This is a genomic window from Paenibacillus sp. FSL H7-0756, assembly GCF_038006765.1.
Lineage (GTDB): Bacteria > Bacillota > Bacilli > Paenibacillales > Paenibacillaceae > Paenibacillus_AQ.
This window is the reverse complement of record NZ_JBBOVT010000001.1, coordinates 3,111,598-3,131,678: the sequence shown is the minus strand read 5'-3', so window position 1 is coordinate 3,131,678 and position 20,081 is coordinate 3,111,598. Positions and strand designations below refer to the sequence as shown.

The 20,081-nt window shown below is 52.6% G+C and carries 10 protein-coding genes and 1 pseudogene; 1 reads left to right on the top strand and 10 read right to left on the bottom strand.

Annotated features, from left to right (window positions below; all coding sequences use genetic code 11):
- Window positions 1–95 precede the first annotated feature (95 nt).
- Window positions 96–2,903 (bottom strand): endo-beta-N-acetylglucosaminidase, encoded by a 2,808-nt coding sequence (locus NST04_RS13670; RefSeq protein WP_341184684.1) that lies wholly within the window; start codon window positions 2,901–2,903, stop codon window positions 96–98.
- A 377-nt stretch (window positions 2,904–3,280) separates the two neighbouring features.
- Window positions 3,281–3,706: a hypothetical protein gene (locus NST04_RS13665; RefSeq protein WP_341184683.1), complete on the bottom strand. Its 426-nt coding sequence runs from the start codon at window positions 3,704–3,706 to the stop codon at window positions 3,281–3,283.
- A gap of 22 nt (window positions 3,707–3,728) precedes the next feature.
- Here NST04_RS13665 and NST04_RS13660 point away from each other — a divergent pair, with 22 nt between their 5' ends.
- Window positions 3,729–4,277, top strand: a complete 549-nt coding sequence (locus NST04_RS13660) for a hypothetical protein (RefSeq protein WP_341184682.1) — start codon at window positions 3,729–3,731, stop codon at window positions 4,275–4,277.
- A gap of 181 nt (window positions 4,278–4,458) precedes the next feature.
- On the opposite strand, the pseudogene NST04_RS34010 reads toward NST04_RS13660, so the two are convergent.
- The 8 genes and pseudogenes from NST04_RS34010 to NST04_RS13620 form a co-directional block, all read right to left on the bottom strand.
- A pseudogene (locus NST04_RS34010) lies at window positions 4,459–4,702 on the bottom strand (transposase); the annotation flags it as partial.
- A 468-nt stretch (window positions 4,703–5,170) separates the two neighbouring features.
- Window positions 5,171–6,166, bottom strand: coding sequence for a glycoside hydrolase family 43 protein (locus NST04_RS13650; protein WP_341184681.1), 996 nt, complete (start codon window positions 6,164–6,166; stop codon window positions 5,171–5,173).
- On the bottom strand, window positions 6,163–7,674 hold the full coding sequence (locus tag NST04_RS13645) for a glycoside hydrolase family 43 protein (RefSeq protein WP_341184680.1): 1,512 nt from the start codon (window positions 7,672–7,674) through the stop codon (window positions 6,163–6,165). The genes NST04_RS13650 and NST04_RS13645 overlap by 4 nt, the downstream gene beginning before the upstream one ends.
- 311 nt (window positions 7,675–7,985) lie before the next feature.
- The gene (locus NST04_RS13640) at window positions 7,986–13,946 is read right to left on the bottom strand and encodes an S-layer homology domain-containing protein (protein WP_341184679.1); all 5,961 of its coding nucleotides are present in this window, start codon (window positions 13,944–13,946) and stop codon (window positions 7,986–7,988) included.
- 218 nt (window positions 13,947–14,164) lie between these two features.
- Window positions 14,165–14,884 carry a trehalose operon repressor gene (treR, locus tag NST04_RS13635; protein ID WP_341184678.1) on the bottom strand — a complete coding sequence of 240 codons (720 nt, stop codon included), beginning with the start codon at window positions 14,882–14,884 and terminating at the stop codon, window positions 14,165–14,167.
- Between the two features lie 84 nt (window positions 14,885–14,968).
- A complete protein-coding gene (treP, locus tag NST04_RS13630; RefSeq protein ID WP_341184677.1) occupies window positions 14,969–16,954 on the bottom strand; it encodes a PTS system trehalose-specific EIIBC component in 1,986 nt (661 codons plus the stop codon).
- An 80-nt stretch (window positions 16,955–17,034) separates the two neighbouring features.
- Window positions 17,035–18,753, bottom strand: coding sequence for an alpha,alpha-phosphotrehalase (treC, locus tag NST04_RS13625; protein WP_341184676.1), 1,719 nt, complete (start codon window positions 18,751–18,753; stop codon window positions 17,035–17,037).
- A gap of 202 nt (window positions 18,754–18,955) precedes the next feature.
- On the bottom strand, window positions 18,956–20,059 hold the full coding sequence (locus NST04_RS13620; protein ID WP_341184675.1) for a Gfo/Idh/MocA family protein: 1,104 nt from the start codon (window positions 20,057–20,059) through the stop codon (window positions 18,956–18,958).
- Window positions 20,060–20,081 lie beyond the last annotated feature (22 nt).

Here is a 20,081-nt window from a genome sequence, read left to right as displayed (position 1 = left end):
TACACAAGAAGCGCTCCCCCCTGCTAATTTTGCCAGAGGGTGAGCGCTTTGTGTATGTTGTGCAGAATGGGCGGTACTTATTCCCTACCCGCGCCTTACGGCGTTGGTTGGCCTTTAAGGTATACAGGCTGCGACTTGTTGCCGCTGTAATCCTCCATGACCACGGTAACTGTTGCTGCGGTAGAGGTGAAGCTTAGCGCAGCTTTGGTTGTGCGGCCGCGGATAATCATCGGCTTCATGCCCGCAGCACCGGACAGATAGGTGACCGGGAACGACCGGTTCTGGCCGTCTTCATTAATGTACATATACCGCCAGTCCCGGGTGCTTGGCATCGGCAGGTTCAGCGTATTGCCGTTCCAGGACCAGTTCTCTGCATAAGGCTCGGACACCTTATCGGTGAACGTTCCGTTATAGGTTATTTTATCGGTATTTCCGGCTTGAACGGTAACCGTATACTCATCTCCGTTAACGGGCATATCCTGGAACAGCGCTGAGGTTGCCCCCTGCGGCACAGTCAATTCCTTAGATACCGGCTGCGGCGTGGTAGTCCAGTTCACCGACTTCACCGTAACCTTGATACTGCCCTGAGCGGCGGCGGGATTCGTCCACTTCACCAGGAAGTCCCCATTCGCAGCGGATTCGGCGGTCACCTTGGATACCGCAGCATTCAGATCGAAGGACAGCGTGGCCGCATCGCCCTCCAGCCCGTCTGCACCTACTGCCGCCACCTTCAGCACGCCGGATTTGGCCGGAAGCTTCTTGATATAGAAGGTCTCATCATATTTCCCGCCCACATAGATATCATTCACGTAGACATTGTACTGCTTCACCTTGGAATAATCGGTGTCCATGCTCCACTTCACGATCATCTCATCCGTGCCCGGCAGCGCCTGGGCAATGGAGAGACCGGCAGGAGCCGATGGTCTTACCGCCGAGCCGTCATGAATCCGCAGCTGGCCGATGTTCATCTGGTAATTGGCTGCTGTAGTGGCTCCAGGGGCGAACACCAACCCGAAAGCCGCGATCTCCCGTCCGGCATAAGCGCCCAGATTAAGCTCGGCTGTGGTCCAGCCCGTGGTATGCTTCCCGCTATTCGCAACAGGAATCTTCACAACCTGGGAAGGCTGGTCACGGAAGATGAGGCCCGCACTCAGGACAGAGCCATCATCGGCAGACGGCTTATTGTATACGATGGACAGCTTGGAACCAGCCTTAACGGCAAGATCGCTCTTGTAGAGACGCAGGAAGTTCTCGCTGTTCAGATTCCCGCTCACTGCCAGCGAGCTGCCGCCGTTGTAACCGCCAAGCTGCTGGTAGTTCATGCGCGAATTGGCGGTCTGGTCATAATCCGGACCATAATCGAAGTCCACCTTCAGGCGGTTGCCTGTGGTGTCCTGCCACCATTGCCAGGTGACCGGAACATCCTGAAGGCTCATATTGGACCACTCCGCTGCACTGGATACCGCTCCATCCTTGTAATAGGAGAGGCCGTGGCCGGTATTGAAGCTGGTATAGAAGTTAGAATCCTTCACCACCGAGCGCTCAGCAATGACCGAAGCGATCCCCGGCCAGTAGCGGGTATCAGCATATACGTCAGCTGCCGTATTGGAGGAGGATACCGCTGTGTTCTTCGGATTCACCTGCGGCCCTGACCACCATAGCTGCTCGCGCAGGTTCGTCATCCATTGGTAGCTGTTATCCGTGCGCTTCGAGACCGGCCAGGACTGATTCATATCCTCATCCAGACCAGCATGGACAAAATCCGCGCCCAGTGTCGCCAGGCTGGTCCGTGGAATTCCCCCGGACAGCTTGCTGCTCAGCGCTGAGCCCTGCACGCTTTTGAAGCGGTCGCGTCCGGCTTCAAGGCCCGCGAAGCCGGTCTCAAACAGATTGTAGCTCGTCCCTTGAGCTGTGTTGAAGCTATTCAGATAATTGGCAGCCGCAGTGATCTGGGAGCTGCCCATGCCATAATCGAAGAAAAACGAATTCGAGACCGGCTTGTGGGCCGCTTTATCGTAGAGCATGGAGATATTATTGTTATTGAAGGTTCTGGCAAAGACATTGGCTCCTGTTGCGGTATTCAGAGAATCATACCACTGTACATACAGCCCGCCATCCTGCAGCGCTTTCATAAAAGCAATATAATCAGGAAGATCCGCTGGCGCCACATTCGGATTCTGCTCCTCCTGATTCAGGAAGTACCCGTCATACCCGAAGTATTCGGCCATTTCAATCATTTTCTCAGCTACCGGGAACTTGCCGTTCGCGTCCTTCACAATCATCTGCTTATAAGTCTGCTGCCCCCGGTCATTGTTCGAGAAGAAGACCCCGGCTAGTGACATAACCCCATTCTTGTGGGCGGCATCGGTATAGGCCGGATTGGGAATATTCAGCATACCGAACTCGAACCATTTCTGCTGCCAGTCGGACTGGGCCAGATCGTCGTAGTATTCCGGCGGTGTATAAGCTGTCGCTGTTCCATGCCAGTAGGAATAATAGTCAATGTACTGCCAGAAGTTGAAGTGATACTGGGCGAACTTGTTGGTGTACGGGGCATTCTCGATAAAAGCATTGCCATAATCGCCCGCAACATTCATCATCTGCACCGCCGGATTCAGCGCCGGATTGGCCTGAGTCTGCTGAAAAGGTGCAATCCGCTGCTGTAAGGGAACCCGGGAGCGCAGCAACGCCGCGTCCTGATCTCTCTGCGGACTCCAGTCCGCAATGTGCTGGCTGGTATAGCCGTGTACGCTGGGCTGATTCGCACCGTGTGCGCTTTCGCCTTTGAACGGCCAGGTGTCTCCGGCCATGGCTGTCTGCGGCAGCAGGGTCACCAGCAGCGCTGTGCCTAATACCGCTGAAGTCAGCTTACGAATTCTGTGTGTCCGGGATGTAACTACCATTGTTCACTCTCCTCATTTTTCAGATTGATGAGAACGCATTCATAATAACCGGCTTCTTGCTCAACGAAAGGGTCACACTAACTACTCACCACTAACCAATTCACAATAAATTCCAGTTTGCTCCTATTTATTGTTCATCCAACCTTACTATATAGCAGCTCTTCCCTGCTCTAATAGAAGCCAAATTAAAGATTTGCTGGTCAAATTAAAGGAAAAGTAGGGTGAATCGAACTGCAAATGATTAGTTCGTTTTTTAATGCCTGAAAACTTTAAATTGCAAAAAAATAGAGACAAAGTGACTTCCTTATACTAAAAAGCAGTTATACAACCTACTTTTTCACTAAAGGAAGATCTCAATTGTCTCATGTATTTCAAACTCATTTTTCTTCATTTTCAGTAATATATAATAACCATTTATCAATATGGTCTTTTAAATAAAAGTGCTTTCCATTTAATTCTCCATAAGGAATGAATTTAAACCTGTCATAAAAAGATAACTTACTTTTCGCCTCATTTTCTTGATTAATGATTTTTTTTAGATCATCATTCGTTATTCGCAGATACGCTGCAAGTTCATCATCATTCATTACATTTTTATTACCATCGTATAAACTCCTGGTCTCTCCAGAAACCGATGTAGGTCTCCATCCATCTGCAAGTATGTAAGCACCAACTATCAATGATAAGCCGATTATAAAAGCACTTACGATATAACCAAGGTTACTTTTCAAATAATACACCTCCTCACCATTTGTTACTGCAGATAGTTTTCCAGACATTGAGAATAGATCAACAATTTTCAAAAAATATGAACCTGTTGTAGATTTGAATACAAGAATAGAATTTGTAGATCCTACCCTTTCTCAATCAAATGGTTCTGCAACTAATAGGGCAGGTGATAGAAGGGTCTATGTTAGTAGCTCAATTGGCATTGGCTCCTCTCAAATCACTGGTTATGATGTTGGTCCTATACATAAGCAGACATTTTTACTTAGTGTACTGAAAGGAAAGGTTTTACAAATGTCCTCTTCTAAATCCGTAAGTGGTACATTATCTATAAGCGGAACGTATAATCAAAACGTTCTAAATCTAATAAAGACAACCTTTACGGGTTCTGCTAGTGGAACTGTTTCTAAAACATGGAGCACTACTGAAACTTGGTCTGGTCCACCTGAAAGCAGTTCTTATACTACTCGCAATTACTACGGTGCTATCAACTATGACCAATACAATTCTACATGTGTTCAATACGATTTTTATGACGTCTATTTAGGCAATACTTACCTTGGTAGAGAAACAGAAACAAAGTACTATTATGTAAATGGTTTCAAGGTTCCTAAGCCAATAGAATATGTTGTTGATACTAATTATTAATAGAAAGACTAAAGAGGCTATCTCATAAGTAGACTTCTACAAAAGAAAATAGCTCATACTATTCAAGTAGTAGTAAACAATCAGCAGGGCATCTATTCTCTCGTTATTAGAGAATAGATGCCCTTCGTTTTTAGTCATTACGGCTAGCTTTAGTACATTACGGGCAAGTGAACGCCAACATGCCATCCACAAAGTAATGTTTCAGAGATACGCATTTTTCGTCAGCCTGACTGAAGTACGGCAGTAAATAGCGTTTCGATGAAACTTCTCATCTGTTAGGAACGGAACCGATTAAGGGGGCGGAAGTCGGGATGTTGCCATCCAACCAGCCACATGAATGGGATGTTCTCTCGCACGGCTTTAGTGATTTGACAGGAGGAACTGATTCGCAGAGTATAAGCGTAAATCATGACTTTAGTAAGCAACTAAACTTGGTTAAAAAAGAATTTAGATCCAATTCCCGCTTAAACAGTGGAGAGAACGGGCTGATTGCCGCACGCCTCCGCTGCCGCCATTGTGTTCACTTTTCCGCATACATCCGGCCCACACGCCCCGCGCCAGCACATTGTAATCGGTTTTCCGACTACATTCAGCCCACATACTCTGCATCTGCCAAATGTAATCGGTTTTCCGATTACATTTGGCCCACACACCCTGCGCCAGCACATTGTAATCGGTTTTCCGATTACATTCAGCCCACATACTCTGCATCTGCAAAATGTAGTCGGTTTTCCGATTACATTCAGCCCGTGCGCCCCGCGCCTGCACATTGTAATCGGTTTTTCGATTACATCCGGTCCACGCACCATTGCCACGCCAAAAAGCAGCCCCGTTAGGAGCTGCCTCATGTTTGTCTCATATGTTACTTACCTTCATTACATATTTCCGCCAGCTTACTCCGCATCCGGATAAGGGTTGATACTCTGGATCGTGCCGTCTTCGTTGTACTTCAGCTCGGTGTACTTCACGCAGCGCTTGTGATTGACGCCTTCGGACAGGGAGCTGTCGTGATAGAACAGATACCACTTGTCTTCCACTTGTACAATGGAGTGGTGAGTCGTCCAACCGATAACCGGAGAGAGAATCTCGCCCTTGAACGTGAACGGTCCCATCGGGCTCTTGCCGATCGCATACACGAGCTTATGCGTGGTTCCTGTGGAGTAGGACAGGTAGTAATCGCCGTTATATTTGTGCATCCATGGGCCTTCAAAATATCTGCGTTCCTCATCCCCGGCCAGAATCGGGTTCCCGTCTTCATCAACAATCGAGATCTCGGCAGGCTTGCCCTGGAAGGACAGCATATCATCGCTAAGCAGCGCAACTTGCGGCCCAAGCGCCGGCTGGTCGGCAGCCGGTCCTTCTGCATCCGCTACGAAGCTGCCGGTCTGCCACTTCTCCAGCTGGCCGCCCCAGAGCCCGCCGAAGTAGACATACGCCTGATTGTCGTCATCCACCAGCACGGCCGGGTCAATACTGAAGCTGCCTTCCATATAATTCGGCTGCGGAGTGAACGGGCCTGCCGGAGACTCCGACGTTGCCACACCCAGGCGGAAGATTCCTTCATGGTCACGGGCCGGGAAGAATAGATAGTAGGTGTTATTCTTGTACGCTGCGTCTGGTGCCCAGAGCTGCTTGGAAGCCCATGGAATATCTCTCACATGCAGCGCTTCGCCGTGATCGACCACCGGGGAATCGAAGCTGTCCATCGAGAGAACATGGTAATCTTCCATTTTATACTGGTCGCCGTTATCATTGCTCGGCTCGTCATGATCCAGATCGTGGGAAGGATAGATATAGATTTTGCCTTCATAGACATGGGCGGACGGGTCCGCTGTATAGATGTGAGTTACGATCGGTTGATTAGGCTTAGGGGGTTGTTGCTGAGTCATAAGGCATCTCCTTTGATATTGGAATAATAGAATCCTTCATAATAAGCAGGGCTGGCATTCTCTGTGCCGTTGCCCGAGGCATGTACGCCCAGGCAGACACCCGTGAAGCCGCCGTTGACCTCCGGGGACAGGACCGATACATGAACCGTCTCCGGCACTTCATGCCAGGACACGCCATCTGCCGAATAGGAGCAGTGGTAGTGATGACCGTCGCAGCGGAGGCGAAGCTGAACGGCACCTTGACCGCTTACCTCGTACTGGTGAATCTGCCGCTCCTCACCGTTCTTGACTACAAGCTCCATCACCCGGCGTCCGCTGCGGCAAGCAAGTCCCCAGAAAAGATATCCACGGTTGTTAAGCCGCGCAGCCAGCCCGGCATGCTCGCCTTCGGTCACCGGCGTGAAGTCAAGGCTGACGCCGGTCTCCATCCGGTGATGCTGCTGGCGGAGGCACGCGAACACGGCCGGCGCTTCATCGTCCAGCGTGTAAGCATTCCCACGCACGGTGAGACTGCCTTCGCGCTCGGTCCAGGAATAACGCTCCGCTTCATAGGCGCGGAGGAAGGCCCACTCCGGCCCGAAGCCGTCCCCTGGCGTAAAGCGCAGCACCCGGTCCTCCAGGCTGGACTCGTCCGCAGCTATAACGGTGCCTTCATTATTGTCAATCATCGGCCAGCCGTCCTCCGTCCAGGTGACCGGAGCCAGGAAGGTCTCCCGGCCCAGCGGGGAATACTGGCCTTCTACCGGGCGCATGCCCAGGAAGACCGCCCACCACTGACCGGACGTATCCTCCACCAGATCGGCATGTCCAAGGCATTGGACCGGGTGGTCCTTCAGTCCCCGGTGGGTCAGGATCGGTTCCGGCTTGTCCTCGAACGGGCCGTAAGGGCTGCTGCTGCGGGCAATTATCTCGCGGTGATCGCCGGCGGTGCCGCCGGAGGCGGTCATCAGGTAGTAGATGCCCTTGATCTTGTACAGATGCGGACCTTCGACCCACGGGCCGTCATCTCCGCTCCAGATGTTAACCGGCTCCGACAGCACTTCGCCGGACAGCGGATCAATCTCATACTGGATAATGTGCGATTCATAGCCTGCCCCGTTCTGCACCGTGACATAGGCGCGCCCGTCATCATCGAAGAACAGGGATGGATCAATGCCCCCGTGCGGCAGCAGAATCGGATCAGACCAGGGGCCCTCAGGCTTGTCCGCAGTCACATAGAAATTGCCGATGCCTCTGACATCGGTTGTAATCATGTAGAATCGCCCGTCATGATAGCGGATGGTGGCAGCGTAGATCCCCGACGAGCTCTTGGTGGTCCGCAGATCCAGCTGGGACTGGCGGGTCAGCACATGCCCTATCGGGGTCCAGTCGATCAGATCCCTGCTATGGAAGATAGGCACACCCGGAAAATATTCAAAGGTACTGTTAATCAGATAAAAATCTTCATTCACACGGACCACACTGGGGTCCGGATAATACCCGGCAATCACGGGATTCCGCACATTCATGGAATGCATCATACCCTCCTCTGGAATGAAAGCAAGCGTTTACAATCGCTAGTGTTATTGTACAAGCCCGGATTAAGCTTTCCTATGCGCAGACTAAAGGATTTCCCCCGAAAAAATGTACAATTTCCGCATACATCCGATTGTACTGGAAATAAGCACCGTTTGCTCGTCATTTTGCTTGAGGAAATGGTCATTTTTTGCGGATTTTTATAACAGACCTCTCCGCACAGCAAAAAGCCGCCCCCCCAGCGATATTCTGCTTGAGGGACGGCCCTAGTCTTGCTTATAAAGTACTTATGTGATGCTTGTACTTACGGATTAATCAGGTTCGATTGGATCAGCAGTCTGCGGATAGCCGCTGATGCTTCGGAACGGGTAATATTCTCATTCGGTGCAAGACGCTGCTCGTCTCTGCCCAGAATAATGCCGGCCGACAGATTCAGCTTCACATTGGCAACCGCCCAGCCCGCTACCGATGCGGAATCGGCGAAGGACTTCAGCAGCTGCTGAACCTGCGCTTCGCTGCGCGAAGCTTTCAGCTCCGTAATGCTCATCGCTCTGCTGACAATCGCCATCGCTTCCTGTCTGGAGATGTTGTTGCCTGGTCTGAACGTTCCGTCCGGATATCCGGTGATCAGGCCGTTCTCCACCGCAACCTGAAGCTCCAGTCCGTACCATCCGCTTGCGGAGACATCGCTGAACCTAACCTGCTGCTCCCCATGCGTAACAATACCGAGCGCTCTTGCCAACATAGCTGTGAATTCAGACCGCGTGATCGCCCGCTGCGGTTCAAATACAGCTTCCTTCGTGCCGCTTGCTACCAGTCTTGAGCCCATATCATTTACATCCGGCTTGCTCCAGTGCTTCGCCACGTCCGGGAATTCGAGCGGATTCCAGATCAGGCCGAATTCGCCGCTCTCCAGGCTGTTGATCGTAGCGTAGTAGCGACCGTCCTTAACGGTTACATAAGTCGGTTGATGATAGATTTTACCATCCCGGTACAGTACGCCAGTTGTAATCTTCATATTGGCAGGCACTTGAAGCTCGTACTTCGCCCAGCCATGGCTGGTTACCGGTACAGTCTGCCCCTGGTACTTCGCCTGGATGGAGAAGTTAGCCAGTGTGCCGACCGTCTGCGCATTCCGCAGCCCTGCGGCTAGCTTGAATCCTTCGAGACTGTCCGGAGTGGACTCCGCCAACCCTGCAGTGATGACAATATCATTCACATTCACATTTCCGTGACCGAACTGCTTGCTGATCTCAGCGAGATCAATGGCAGCCGGGTCAATTTTAACCGTACCCAGCTTCGATTCGATTACAATTTCACTGCCCTTTTTCTGCAATTCCTTCAATTGCTCAGCAGTCCATTCAACAGTGGTGGAAGGAACCGTCTCACCTTTGACTGAAGGAGCAGCTGTTGGCGCTGCTGTTGGTGCGGGTTCCGTTGGTTTAACCGGCTCCGCAGCCTTGTCTGTAATCCGTACAATCTGGAAGGTGCTGAATTTGTTAATCTGAATCTCCAGCGCTACAGGCTCGCCGCCCGAATTATACACAATTGCTGGAGTGTAGACTGTAATCTCGCCATCGCTGTGCTCAACGTATACCCGCAAGCTGTCCAGGAAGGCATCACGCACCCCGGAGCTTTGCAGCGGAATCTGATCCGCGAACTCGGTTAACGGCAGTTGAATCATAGTATTGATCTTGCTGTAGTTCGTCTCAATCTCGCGAGGCGCCCCCAGATTCTGAAGCGTCTTGTCACTGGCAAGCGCCAGTTTGGAGGTACCGTTCAGGATCGCATTGCTCTGAACATTCGCCTTCAGCTGCGGATTCTTCACCGGTACAATCCGGAAATACAGGTCGGTAGTGCTCGCATCAAGCTGCGCCAGGCTGTCTGCATCCAGATGGATGGAACCAAGAGCAGTGACAATATCCAGTGAAGCCTTGCGTCCGGCAAGAATCGATACGGCTGTTGATGGAATCTCAACTGCAATCTCGTCCGCACGTGCAGCCGGATCGTCCACATGGGTGATGGTTACACTCCGGTTGGCGGCATCCGGGTCATTCGGATTCACGCCTTCCACAAGGTCGTACACTTCGTTCTCATCAATCACAATGGTGTCGATCTTCGTTCCGTTTGACAGGTTCGTTCTGAGAATCGTCACACCCTGCTCCAGCGGATTGCCTTCATTCGGGGTAGACAGTCCGGCTTGTCTGGACGTTGCCTCACGGACGGCACCTTCCTTGACTACGCCTTTCGCCTTCACAATCAGCAGGTATTGCTTCACTGCGCTCTTGCCGCCACGGGTGAAGGTTGCAGTCAGAATGACATTCGTATCCTGGGCCGGAAGGGTTACATTGCCCTTGGCCTGATCCCCATCCTGCTGAACGGCGATCACCGAAGGCACACTTGAGGTCCAGGTAATCTTCGTATCGTATTTACCGGTCTGAAGCAACAGGAAGGCTTCCGTAACACTCTCCCAGGTATCTCCCTCAGCGAAGGTTGCCGCAGGATGAATTCCTGTAGTTCTGGCAGCTTCGTCTGCCGCCTCCTGGTCACTGAGTTTTTTGATAACAATTGTAAAAGTCTTAACCAGCGTCTCGCCCGGACGGTCCGGGTCAGCCAGCTTCACGGTAAGCTCTACCGTCACATCCTCTTCATCCGGCCCTGGTCTCTTGACCCGTCCGGTATTCGTCAGAACATCCGGCTTGTTCGAAGTCCAGGTCAGGACTGAGCCGGTGTCGCCTGTCTTCGGCAAGAAGAGGTTACGGGTCACAGATTCCTCGGAATCTCCAGGTGCATAACCAATCTTGACATTGACTTCATCCTGAGGAAGGTCAACGGTGGCCGTTCCTTTGACCGTAATGTAGAAGTCCTGCTCCCGGAAGAAGCCTTCCTTCGCAACACGCGCTGTCAGTCGTACTACTGTATCCTTCAGCGGACGCTGAACCTCACCAGTGCTGCTGACAATATCGCTGCGATGGCTTGTCCATACGACCTCGGAATCATAGTAGCCCTTGGAGATCAGCTCAACGTCTTGCGTTACGCTCTTGGCTGTATCCTGTCCTTTGTAGCCGATTCTCAGCAGCTTCATAGCTTCATCTAGCTGATCGTCGATGCTCTGACGCTTAGGCTTAACAGTTACTATGAACTCTTTCTGATAGGTCACACTTCCTTTGGTTACTGTTGCTGTCAGGGTAACCTTCTGGTCTCCGTCAGCATAACCGGGGCGCTTCACATCACCGTCCGGAGTAATAACCGATTCCTCGGAAGAGGTCCAGGTAATCCTGCTGCCATTGGTACCTTCGGCAATCAAATCAAGATCCGTCAGGACCTGTTCCTGCTTCTCGTTATCTTCCCGAATCATGTCCCAGTCCAGCTTAGCCAAGGTCTCGTTTACAGATTCCTCGTCTGTCATCGGGTGCTTGATAACTGTGAGCACGAAGGATTTGGTCTCTACCTTATCCCCCTTGCGGATGACCGCAGTCAAGGTTACCGCCTGGTCTCCCTTCGAATAGGAAGGTGCCGTTACGGTGCCGTCTATATCGATTACCCCTTCATCGGAAGAAGTCCAGGTAATCGTGCTGCCATTCGTCCCATTCTTCGGCAAATACACATCAGAAGTTACGGATTCCTGCTTTACATTCTCCTCACGGATCGTATTCCAGGTGAGCAGTTCCGCATCTTCTGCTACCGACTGTTCGTTGGTTCCCGCCTGCTTTTTGACAATCAGTTCGAAGGTCTTCGTCAGCTCGAAAGTCCCATTCTTCAGCACCGCTGTCAATGTAACCGGCTGATCGCCTTTATTGAACGGTGGTCTTGTTACCGTACCGTCTGCAGCAACAGCCGTTCCATTGCTGGAGGTCCAGGTAATCGTGCTGCCGCCCGCTCCTTTTAACGGTAGATTCAATCCCGTAGATACGGAGGTCTGCTCAAGATTGTCCTTACGGATCATATCCCAGGTTAAGGCTTCCATATCGCGGTTTACCAGCACACCTGCACCGGGTAACTGCAGATCAATATTATTGGAGGTCATCGGCTTAACCCCGTCTACGATAATAGAAGGATCTACTGTGACTGAAGCAAAGGCAGAAGCCTCGTACTTTCCAGCCGCCTGACCGGTGAAATGAATTTCAAGTACAGTGCTGCTAATCCGCACCACGTTGAAGCTTAAGCCTTCAGGCATATTATTGACGCTTACGCCGCCTTCAACCTCTTCTGTGAATGCGCCGTTGCGCAGGGTTACCGTCAGCGTCTCTGCTGCTGAGCCGTCACCTGCATCATGAATCACATCAGGAGACGCCGTAATCGCTGCAGGCGGAGAACGGAACAGAATAGCAAAGGTTCCCGATGGAATACCCGCTACCGTAACCTCTGCCCGGTCTACGCTGTCAGCAGTCTTGTGGCTGGCAGCCTGTCCGGCAATGGCGATCGTAATTTGATTCGGGCTGTCCATCGTAATCTTGCCTGGTGTCAGGCCCGGCGGCCAATTCAACGCTTCGATGGCATCCACAGCCGACTCATCAAAAGAACCGTTCTTCAGTTCCAGTACAAGCGAATCCCCAATCGTGCCGTCGTTCTGCTCAGATTCATAGAGCAGTGGTGTTTTGACTACCAGATAAGGCTCTTTATCCAGGAAGTCGAATTTGAAAGTGTTCGTGCTGAGAGCTGCCGGACTGCCCTCAAGCTTACCGGAGGCTACGGTCACATAAGCTCCATAGACATCGCTTGTCACCGTTGCTGCACCGGTGAATTTGACCTCCAGCTCCGTATCGGAGACTCGGGTCACTTCCGTCCCAAGTCCGGCCGGCAGACCATGAATCAACACATCTTCTGCACCAACCGTTTTGGCGAACTTGCCGCCGGTCAACGTCACGCCAAGCGTCTCGGTGATCTCACCTGTGCCGTAGATGGCTTCGGATACAATCCCTTTGTTCACACTAAGCGTGGCAGGGTCTCTGAACGTTACACTGAAGGTCTTGGTCGTCAGACCGGATGAGATCCCCCGCAGATTCTCTTTATCAACTGTAACGGACAGGTTCTTCGTGGTCGCATCCTTGCCGTGTTCAACCGCTGTACCGGTCAACGTGAAGTTAAGCTCCGTATCACTCAGCCGGGTTACGGCGAAGTCAAGCCCTTCCGGCAGATTGTTGATGCGGATATGGCTTGGATCAATCGGTTCAACTAAGGTCGCACCGACAATTTTCACCTTCTGGTTGCCGACAACCGTTCCATCATTCGCCTTAGCTTCTACCAGCTCGGTGCTGGCGCCTTCATCCAGCTCGATGTCTGAAATGACTTCACTGAAATCCCGCTCATCCAGACTTGTGTAATAGGTGAATGTCTTGCTCGCATGCGGAGCCAGCGTCCCGGAATCCCAGGTCATGGTAATCCCCGCATCCGCCTTGACTTCCACGTTCTTCGCCTTCGGAGTGTTATAAGCTTCCAAGGCATAGGGGTTAGTATTTGTAAACCCGAAGACGGAAGCTTTAGCCCGCAGATCACTGGAATAGAAGAAGATAGGGGCTCTCGAATTAAAAGCCTTATACAGCGGATCAGTATCAGCAATCGTACTCGCCTTCACGACAGCTGCGCGATCTTCCTCGATTGTGTGAGTCACAATATTTGAGGTGACATATGCCCCTCCTTGATCCACCGTATTATCCGGGTCCATCGTGCGCATATACCGCGCCCCGTCCCAATTCCCATCGGTAAGATTGGTAAGGGTCACATCATTACGGTAGAATTTCTGGTTCTCCTCGAAGCTGATTACCTGCTTAATCTCCATAGTGTCAGTCCATGTGGATACTGTTGTCGCACTCAGAATCCCTTTATCCGTCTGTGAGGTATTTACTACTGTGGTCGGCATCTCCCACGAGTGCATCTGCGCCGAATTGGACTTCGCATATGTATTGTCACCGATCTGGTAGCCTACCGCGAACCGTTCTTCAGGGGTACCCGGCAAATAATAATCGACCGGCAGGTCCTTGCCTGTGCCATAGCCATCATGATCTGCACTCATTCCCAGGTACGGTCTGGAATTCGTTCCACGGAAGTTAGCGGGCTTACTGCCCAACGTACCGAAATTCCCCCAGTTGCTTATCCCCAGTTCAATGAATTTGCCTCCCAGGAAAAGCTCTGTCCCACCTTCTCCGCCATAGGCAGCCCGTGCTCCCCAATCTGCTGAATCTGCATGTACCGCAAGGGGTGCAGGAAACATAGACAGAATCATTGTGGGCACCATTAGCAGTGCTAGCAGCTTCTTACGCTTCATTGTCTCACTCCATTCTTAGTAATTGAAATGCAAGCTTATACATATAGAACCAAATCATTCTCACAAAATTCTCACAAATGATCGAAAAATGTCGATAACACAGGCAAAAAGTCAAAAAAAGAAGCAGAGCACACGATTATTCGTGAATACCCTGCCTTATAGCGCTTTATTTCAGTTACGATCATGACTGCTCTTCCGTCCAGCCTTTCCCTGACCGTTCACCGCCTAACCCTTCTGGCGAAATCCACAAACTGAAACTTATCCAGCCGGTGCCGGGATTCGGTGTATTGGAACAGCACGGTATTCTCCAGATACACATAGTTCCGCACCACGACAATATGCTGGTATTGCTTCAGGTCCAGCAGACGCTGATCCTCCCCGGTCACGGGCTCAACGGAGATCAGCTTTTTGGCATAACTGATCTTCAGACCCAGCTCCGCCTCCAGATATTCATAAATAGAGCCTTCTGCGATCTCTTTGCTGAGGAAGGGAACGATATCGGACCGGAAATAGTCCTTGTCCAGAATAATCCGCTCGGCTTCAATCTCTCTGGCGCGGATGACCTTCCATACCGGCGTCTCTTCAGCGAGGTGCAGCTGCCGGGCCAGCAGGGAGCCTGCCGGCTCCAGGACCGTCTCTTCTACCAGTGTCCGCGAGGGAACCCCAAGCGTCCCGGTCAGCTCCTGGAATGAGATCAGCCCGGTTACGGGAAAATCCATCCGCGTCATATCCAGCACGAACGAGCCCCTGCCTTTGATTTTGTTAATATAGCCCTCGCGGAACAAAAGATTCAGCGCCTTGCGCACCGTCTCCCGCGAGGTCTTATAAGCCTCCGCCAGCTCACTCTCAGAGGGCAGCTTGGTTCCGGGCGCGAGCTGGCCGGATTGGATACGGCTGCTGTATTCCGTATAGATCTGCAAAAATATATTCTCTCTCATCGAACATCACCGCCCTAAATTGTAGAAAAACAGCCCCGCAGGGCTGTCCTCCATTCCTTATATTGCATGTCTGATCCGCACGGGTCAACCCTTAAGATGAACAGTTAGAATACGGGTCTGCTTCGCTGTGGCCGGTCCGCTCTGCTCCTCAATCCGCTCCACCATCTCCTGCCCGGCAGGGATGATTATTGGAGTAATTAAAGGATACCCGGCGGCGCGGATAGCCTCCATATCGAATTCCAGCAGAAGCTCGCCAGCCCGTACCTTATCTCCGATCTGCTTCGTTGTGGTGAACCCTTCGCCTTTGAGCGACACGGTGTTAATCCCGACATGGATCAGCACCTGGACTCCGCTGGCATGCTCCAGAATCAGCGCGTGCTTACTCTTAATCACGTGGGCTACTGTAGCATCGAAGGGAGCATAGACCTTGCCTTCGGAAGGTTCAATCGCAATCCCATCCCCCATCTGCCGCTCAGCAAAAGCGGGATCAGGAACCTGCTCTAGCGGTACCGCCGTTCCATTAAGCGGTGACGCCAGCTCCAGGATATTCACCGGCTCCTGCTCCTGCGAGCCTTGTACGGAGCTGCGGCTGCTTAGCTCAGGGGCTGTAACAGAAGAATCGGCTGCTGTTACGCCTGCTGTTGCTTGCGCTTTGTTCAGTGCACGCTGTGCAACCGCCCGGCCATACAGCACGGTGGCCGCAAACGGTACGATCAGCACGATCGCCATCCCGATGAAGAACACACCCCACTGGTTAGGGAAGATCGACAGGAAGCCGGGAATTCCCCCTACCCCAATGGATGTAGCCCGGATCTGATTCACAGTGAGCAGCACACCGCCTATCGCGGAGCCGATCATCCCGAAGATGAACGGATAGCGGTAGCGGATATTCACCCCGAAGATGGCCGGCTCGGTAACGCCGAGGAAGGCCGAGACGGAGGAGGTCACAGCCAGACCCTTGGTCTTCTGCTCTCTGACCACGAACATCATCGCCAGTGCTGCCGCACCCTGGGCAATATTGGAGAGTGCCAGCATTGGCCAGAGGAAGGTGCTTTTCTCGCTTCCGATCAGCTGGACGTCAACGGCCAGGAAGGTGTGATGCATGCCTGTAATGACCAGGAGCGAGTAGAATCCGCCGTAAATTAATCCGCCGAGTATGGCAAAATGATCGAAGATATACACCAGGCCGGAGGTGATGGCATTGGCAATGCCGAACGTAACCGGCCCGATGATGGTGAAGGCCAGGAAGCCTGTAATCAGCAGCGTCACCGGTGCCACCACCAGCAGCTTGACGGAATCATGGACGCGCTTGTCCAGGAACTTCTCAATTCTGGCAAGGATATAGGCCGATACCAGGACCGGCAGCACCTGTCCCTGATAACCGATCCGCTCCAGATGCCAGCCGAACAGATTCCAGGTTGGAACCGTACCTTCCGTAGAAGCGTTAGCATAGCTGTAAGCACTTAATAAGTCTGGATGCACCAGAATCAGACCCAGCACAATCCCGAGCAGCGGGCTGCCCCCGAAGCGGGTCACGGCGGCCCAGCCGATCAGTGCGGGCAAGAATGTAAATGCCGTACTGGCAATTGTATTAATGATAGCAGCAATGTCCTTCCACTGCGGATAGACATCGACCAGCGAATCGCTGAAGAATATCCCCGGGCCGGTCAGCAGGTTATTGATCCCCAGCAGCAGACCCGCAGTAACGATGGCCGGAAGAATGGGAATGAAGATATCGGCCAGTGTCTTGATGATCCGCTGAAGCGGATTCAGGTTCCGGGCTGCGGCTGATTTCACCTGATCCTTGGAGGAACGGGCACCGCCGGTCAGCTGAATCATCTCATCATATACTTTATCTACAATGCCCGGTCCAATAACAATCTGGAATTGCCCCTGGGAAGAGAACTGCCCTTTCACTAGGTCATTTGCGTCCAGCGCCGAAGCATCCACTTTACTCTCGTCATAGAGCGAGAATCTCAGCCGCGTTACGCAGTGCGTAGCTACCTCAATGTTCTCCTTGCCGCCCACTGCCCGGACGATCTCTTCAACATTTTTGCGGTTTATAGACATATTGTCACTCCTCGCATAGTTGATGAAGGCATAGTAGCCCTCTCAGATTTTAACGTACATTCACGCAATTTCGGTCTCTTCTAGTTCCGGCTGACTAGCCACAGATATGAAGCATACGGGCGAAGCTGAAGCTCTTGCGTAAGTGCAGGATGCTCTCCGGTATTGCCAATCAGGAGCTTCCCCTTCCCCTTAGCGCTTAAGTCCGCCCAGTGATCATCCGGAAGCCGGAACATCATCTCTTTGCTGCTGAAGTTCGAGACCACGACAAGCGCCTCATGATCTCCGGTCCGTGCATAAGCGAACACCTCGGGATGTCCTTCGTCCAGCCTGCGGTATAGCCCGTCTACGAAAATAGCGTGCGATTTGCGCAGAGCGATCAGCTTGCGGTAGTGATGGAAGATCGAATCCGGCTGCTCCAGCGCCTGACGCACATTGATGTCTGCGTACCGCTCATCCACTTTTAGCCAAGGAGTTCCGGTGGTGAAGCCTGCATTCGAACTGTCATCCCACTGCATCGGCGTACGGGAGTTGTCCCTTGAACGTTCCTGGAGGATCGCGAGCGCCTCCCCGGGACTTGCACCCTGCTCACACAGAATCCGGTACATATTCAGCGACTCAATATCACGGAACTCTTCAATACCCTTCCACTTGGGATTCGGCATCCCGATCTCTTCTCCCTGATAGACATAGGGTGTACCCTGTAATCCGTGCAGTGTGGTCGCCAGCAGCTTGGCGCTCTCCTCGCGGTACGCAGTGTCGTCTGTGAACCGGGAGAGCGCGCGGGGCTGATCGTGATTGTTGAAAAATAAAGCGTTCCAGCCCCCGCCCTCCTGCATCCCGGTCTGCCACTCGCTGAACAGCCGCTTGAGTGCTTCGAAATCGTAAGGCATCAGCTCCCACTTCCGGCCGTTCGGATAATCCACCTTCAGATGATGGAAGTTGAAGGTCATTGAGAACTCCCGCCGCTCAGGATTGGAATAACGGATGCACTGCTCAAGTGTGGTAGAGGACATCTCACCGACCGTGATCAGCTCATGCGGGCCAAACACCTCATCGTACATCGCCCGGATGTATTCGTGGACCCGTGGACCGTCTGTGTAGTACTTCCGCCCGTCGCCCGGCGGCACACTCCCGTCATCATCCGGGAAGCGCTGGTCCTTGGAGATCAGATTGATGACATCCATCCGAAATCCATCCACACCCTTACGGGCCCAGAACAGCATCATCTGGTTCACCGCGCTGCGGACCTCTTCGTTCTCCCAGTTCAGATCCGCCTGTGTCTTGTCGAACAGAGTAAGATAATATTGGCCTGACGCCTCATCGAACTGCCAGGCGGGACCTCCGAACTTCGACTGCCAATTGTTCGGTACTCCCCCGCCTGGCGCCGGGTCCTTCCAGATATAATAATCGCGGTACGGATTGTCCCGGCTGGAGATCGCCTGCTTGAACCACTCATGCTCTGTCGAGGTATGGTTGACTACGATATCTGTCATCAGCTTCATACCGCGCCGGTGCAGCTCCGCTACCAGCTCGTCGAAGTCCTCCATCGTGCCGAATTCCGGGTTAATCCGCTCATAATCCGCCACATCGTAACCGTTATCATGTCCGGGCGAGACATAGACCGGCTGGAGCCAGACAATATCAATCCCCAGCTCCTGCAAATAATCCAGCTTCTCCGTCAGGCCTCTGATATCACCGGTTCCGTTCCCTGTCGTATCCTTGAAGCTCTTCGGATATACCTGATACACTGTGGACCGCCGCCACCATTCCGCTGGCCGGGCCTTACTCTCTTGATTCAAATGAAGCACCTCCATGAATAACTTGTTGAGATACATTAAACTTGTATATACAAGTTCAAACAGAGGGAGACCTCACAAAAAAACAGCGCCCCTCCCCGCAACTGGGGACAGAACGCTGCCTGTTAAATGCTATCTATTACCTTTACACTCTTTGCTTCTTCGCTTATTCGCGCTACTTTTCGCTATGATTAGCTGCTTTCTGCTACTCCAAATATCCCTTAATCAGTCCCGGAGCCAGCGGCTTCGGCTGGTCGCAGGTGGTGGTCAGCTCGGCATAGCGCTTCGAATCGGAGCTGGTGTGGAAGGCGTGCATGATCTCCAGCACATGATTGGCCAGCTCGCCGTTAGCACGCGGGGTCTCTCCGGTCTGGGTGCAGCGGGCCATATCTGCCACACCAATTCCCCGGCTGTTGCCTTCATAGCTGTGCACCACCGGAATCTCCTTGAATTCTGCGCTATGCGCCGGACGCAGGAGGATCGGGCCGCCGAAGGTGTTCGGGTCCGGCACAATCAGGGTGCCCAGCGAGCCGTAGATCTCGATGCGCGGCAGTGTGCTGTGCCAGACATCGAAGCTGGTAATCATCGTGGCAACAGCACCGCTGGCGAACTGAATCGTTCCGGCCACATGCGTAGGGACTTCAACCTCCACCACCTTGCCGAACTTCTTCTCGCTGGTGATCGTCCGTGTAGGGAACGAGGTCTTGGTCATGCCGCATACCGTAGTCGCCGGGCCCAGCAAGGATACCAGTGCCGTCAGATAATACGGTCCCATATCGAACATCGGGCCGCCGCCGGCCTGGTAATAGAACTCTGGGTCCGGATGCCAGCTCTCATGTCCGTGGCAGAGCATGAATGCCGTTGCCGCCACCGGCTCTCCGATATATCCGTCCGCGATCAGCTTGGCGCAGGTCTGTAGTCCCGCTCCAAGGAAGGTGTCCGGCGCGCAGCCGATGAACAATCCTTTTTCCTTAGCCAGCTCCACCAGCTCAGTCCCATGCTCAAGCGAGAGCGACAGCGGCTTTTCCACATACACATGCTTGCCTGACAGCAGCGCTTGCTTACACACTTCGAAGTGGTAATTCGGCGTGGTCAGATTTACGACAATCTCAATCTCCTCCGAAGCCAGCAGCTCCGCTGTCGTCCACACATTCGGAACCCCGTACTGCTCTGCGGCCTGCTGCGCCCGCTCCAGATTAAGATCCGAACAGGCATAGACCTCCGTATTCTTGAACATTCCCGTCAAATTCTCAAAATAAATGCTGCTGATATTCCCGCAGCCGACAATCCCAATTTTTACTTTACGCACACTGTTTCCCACCTTGTCCTTC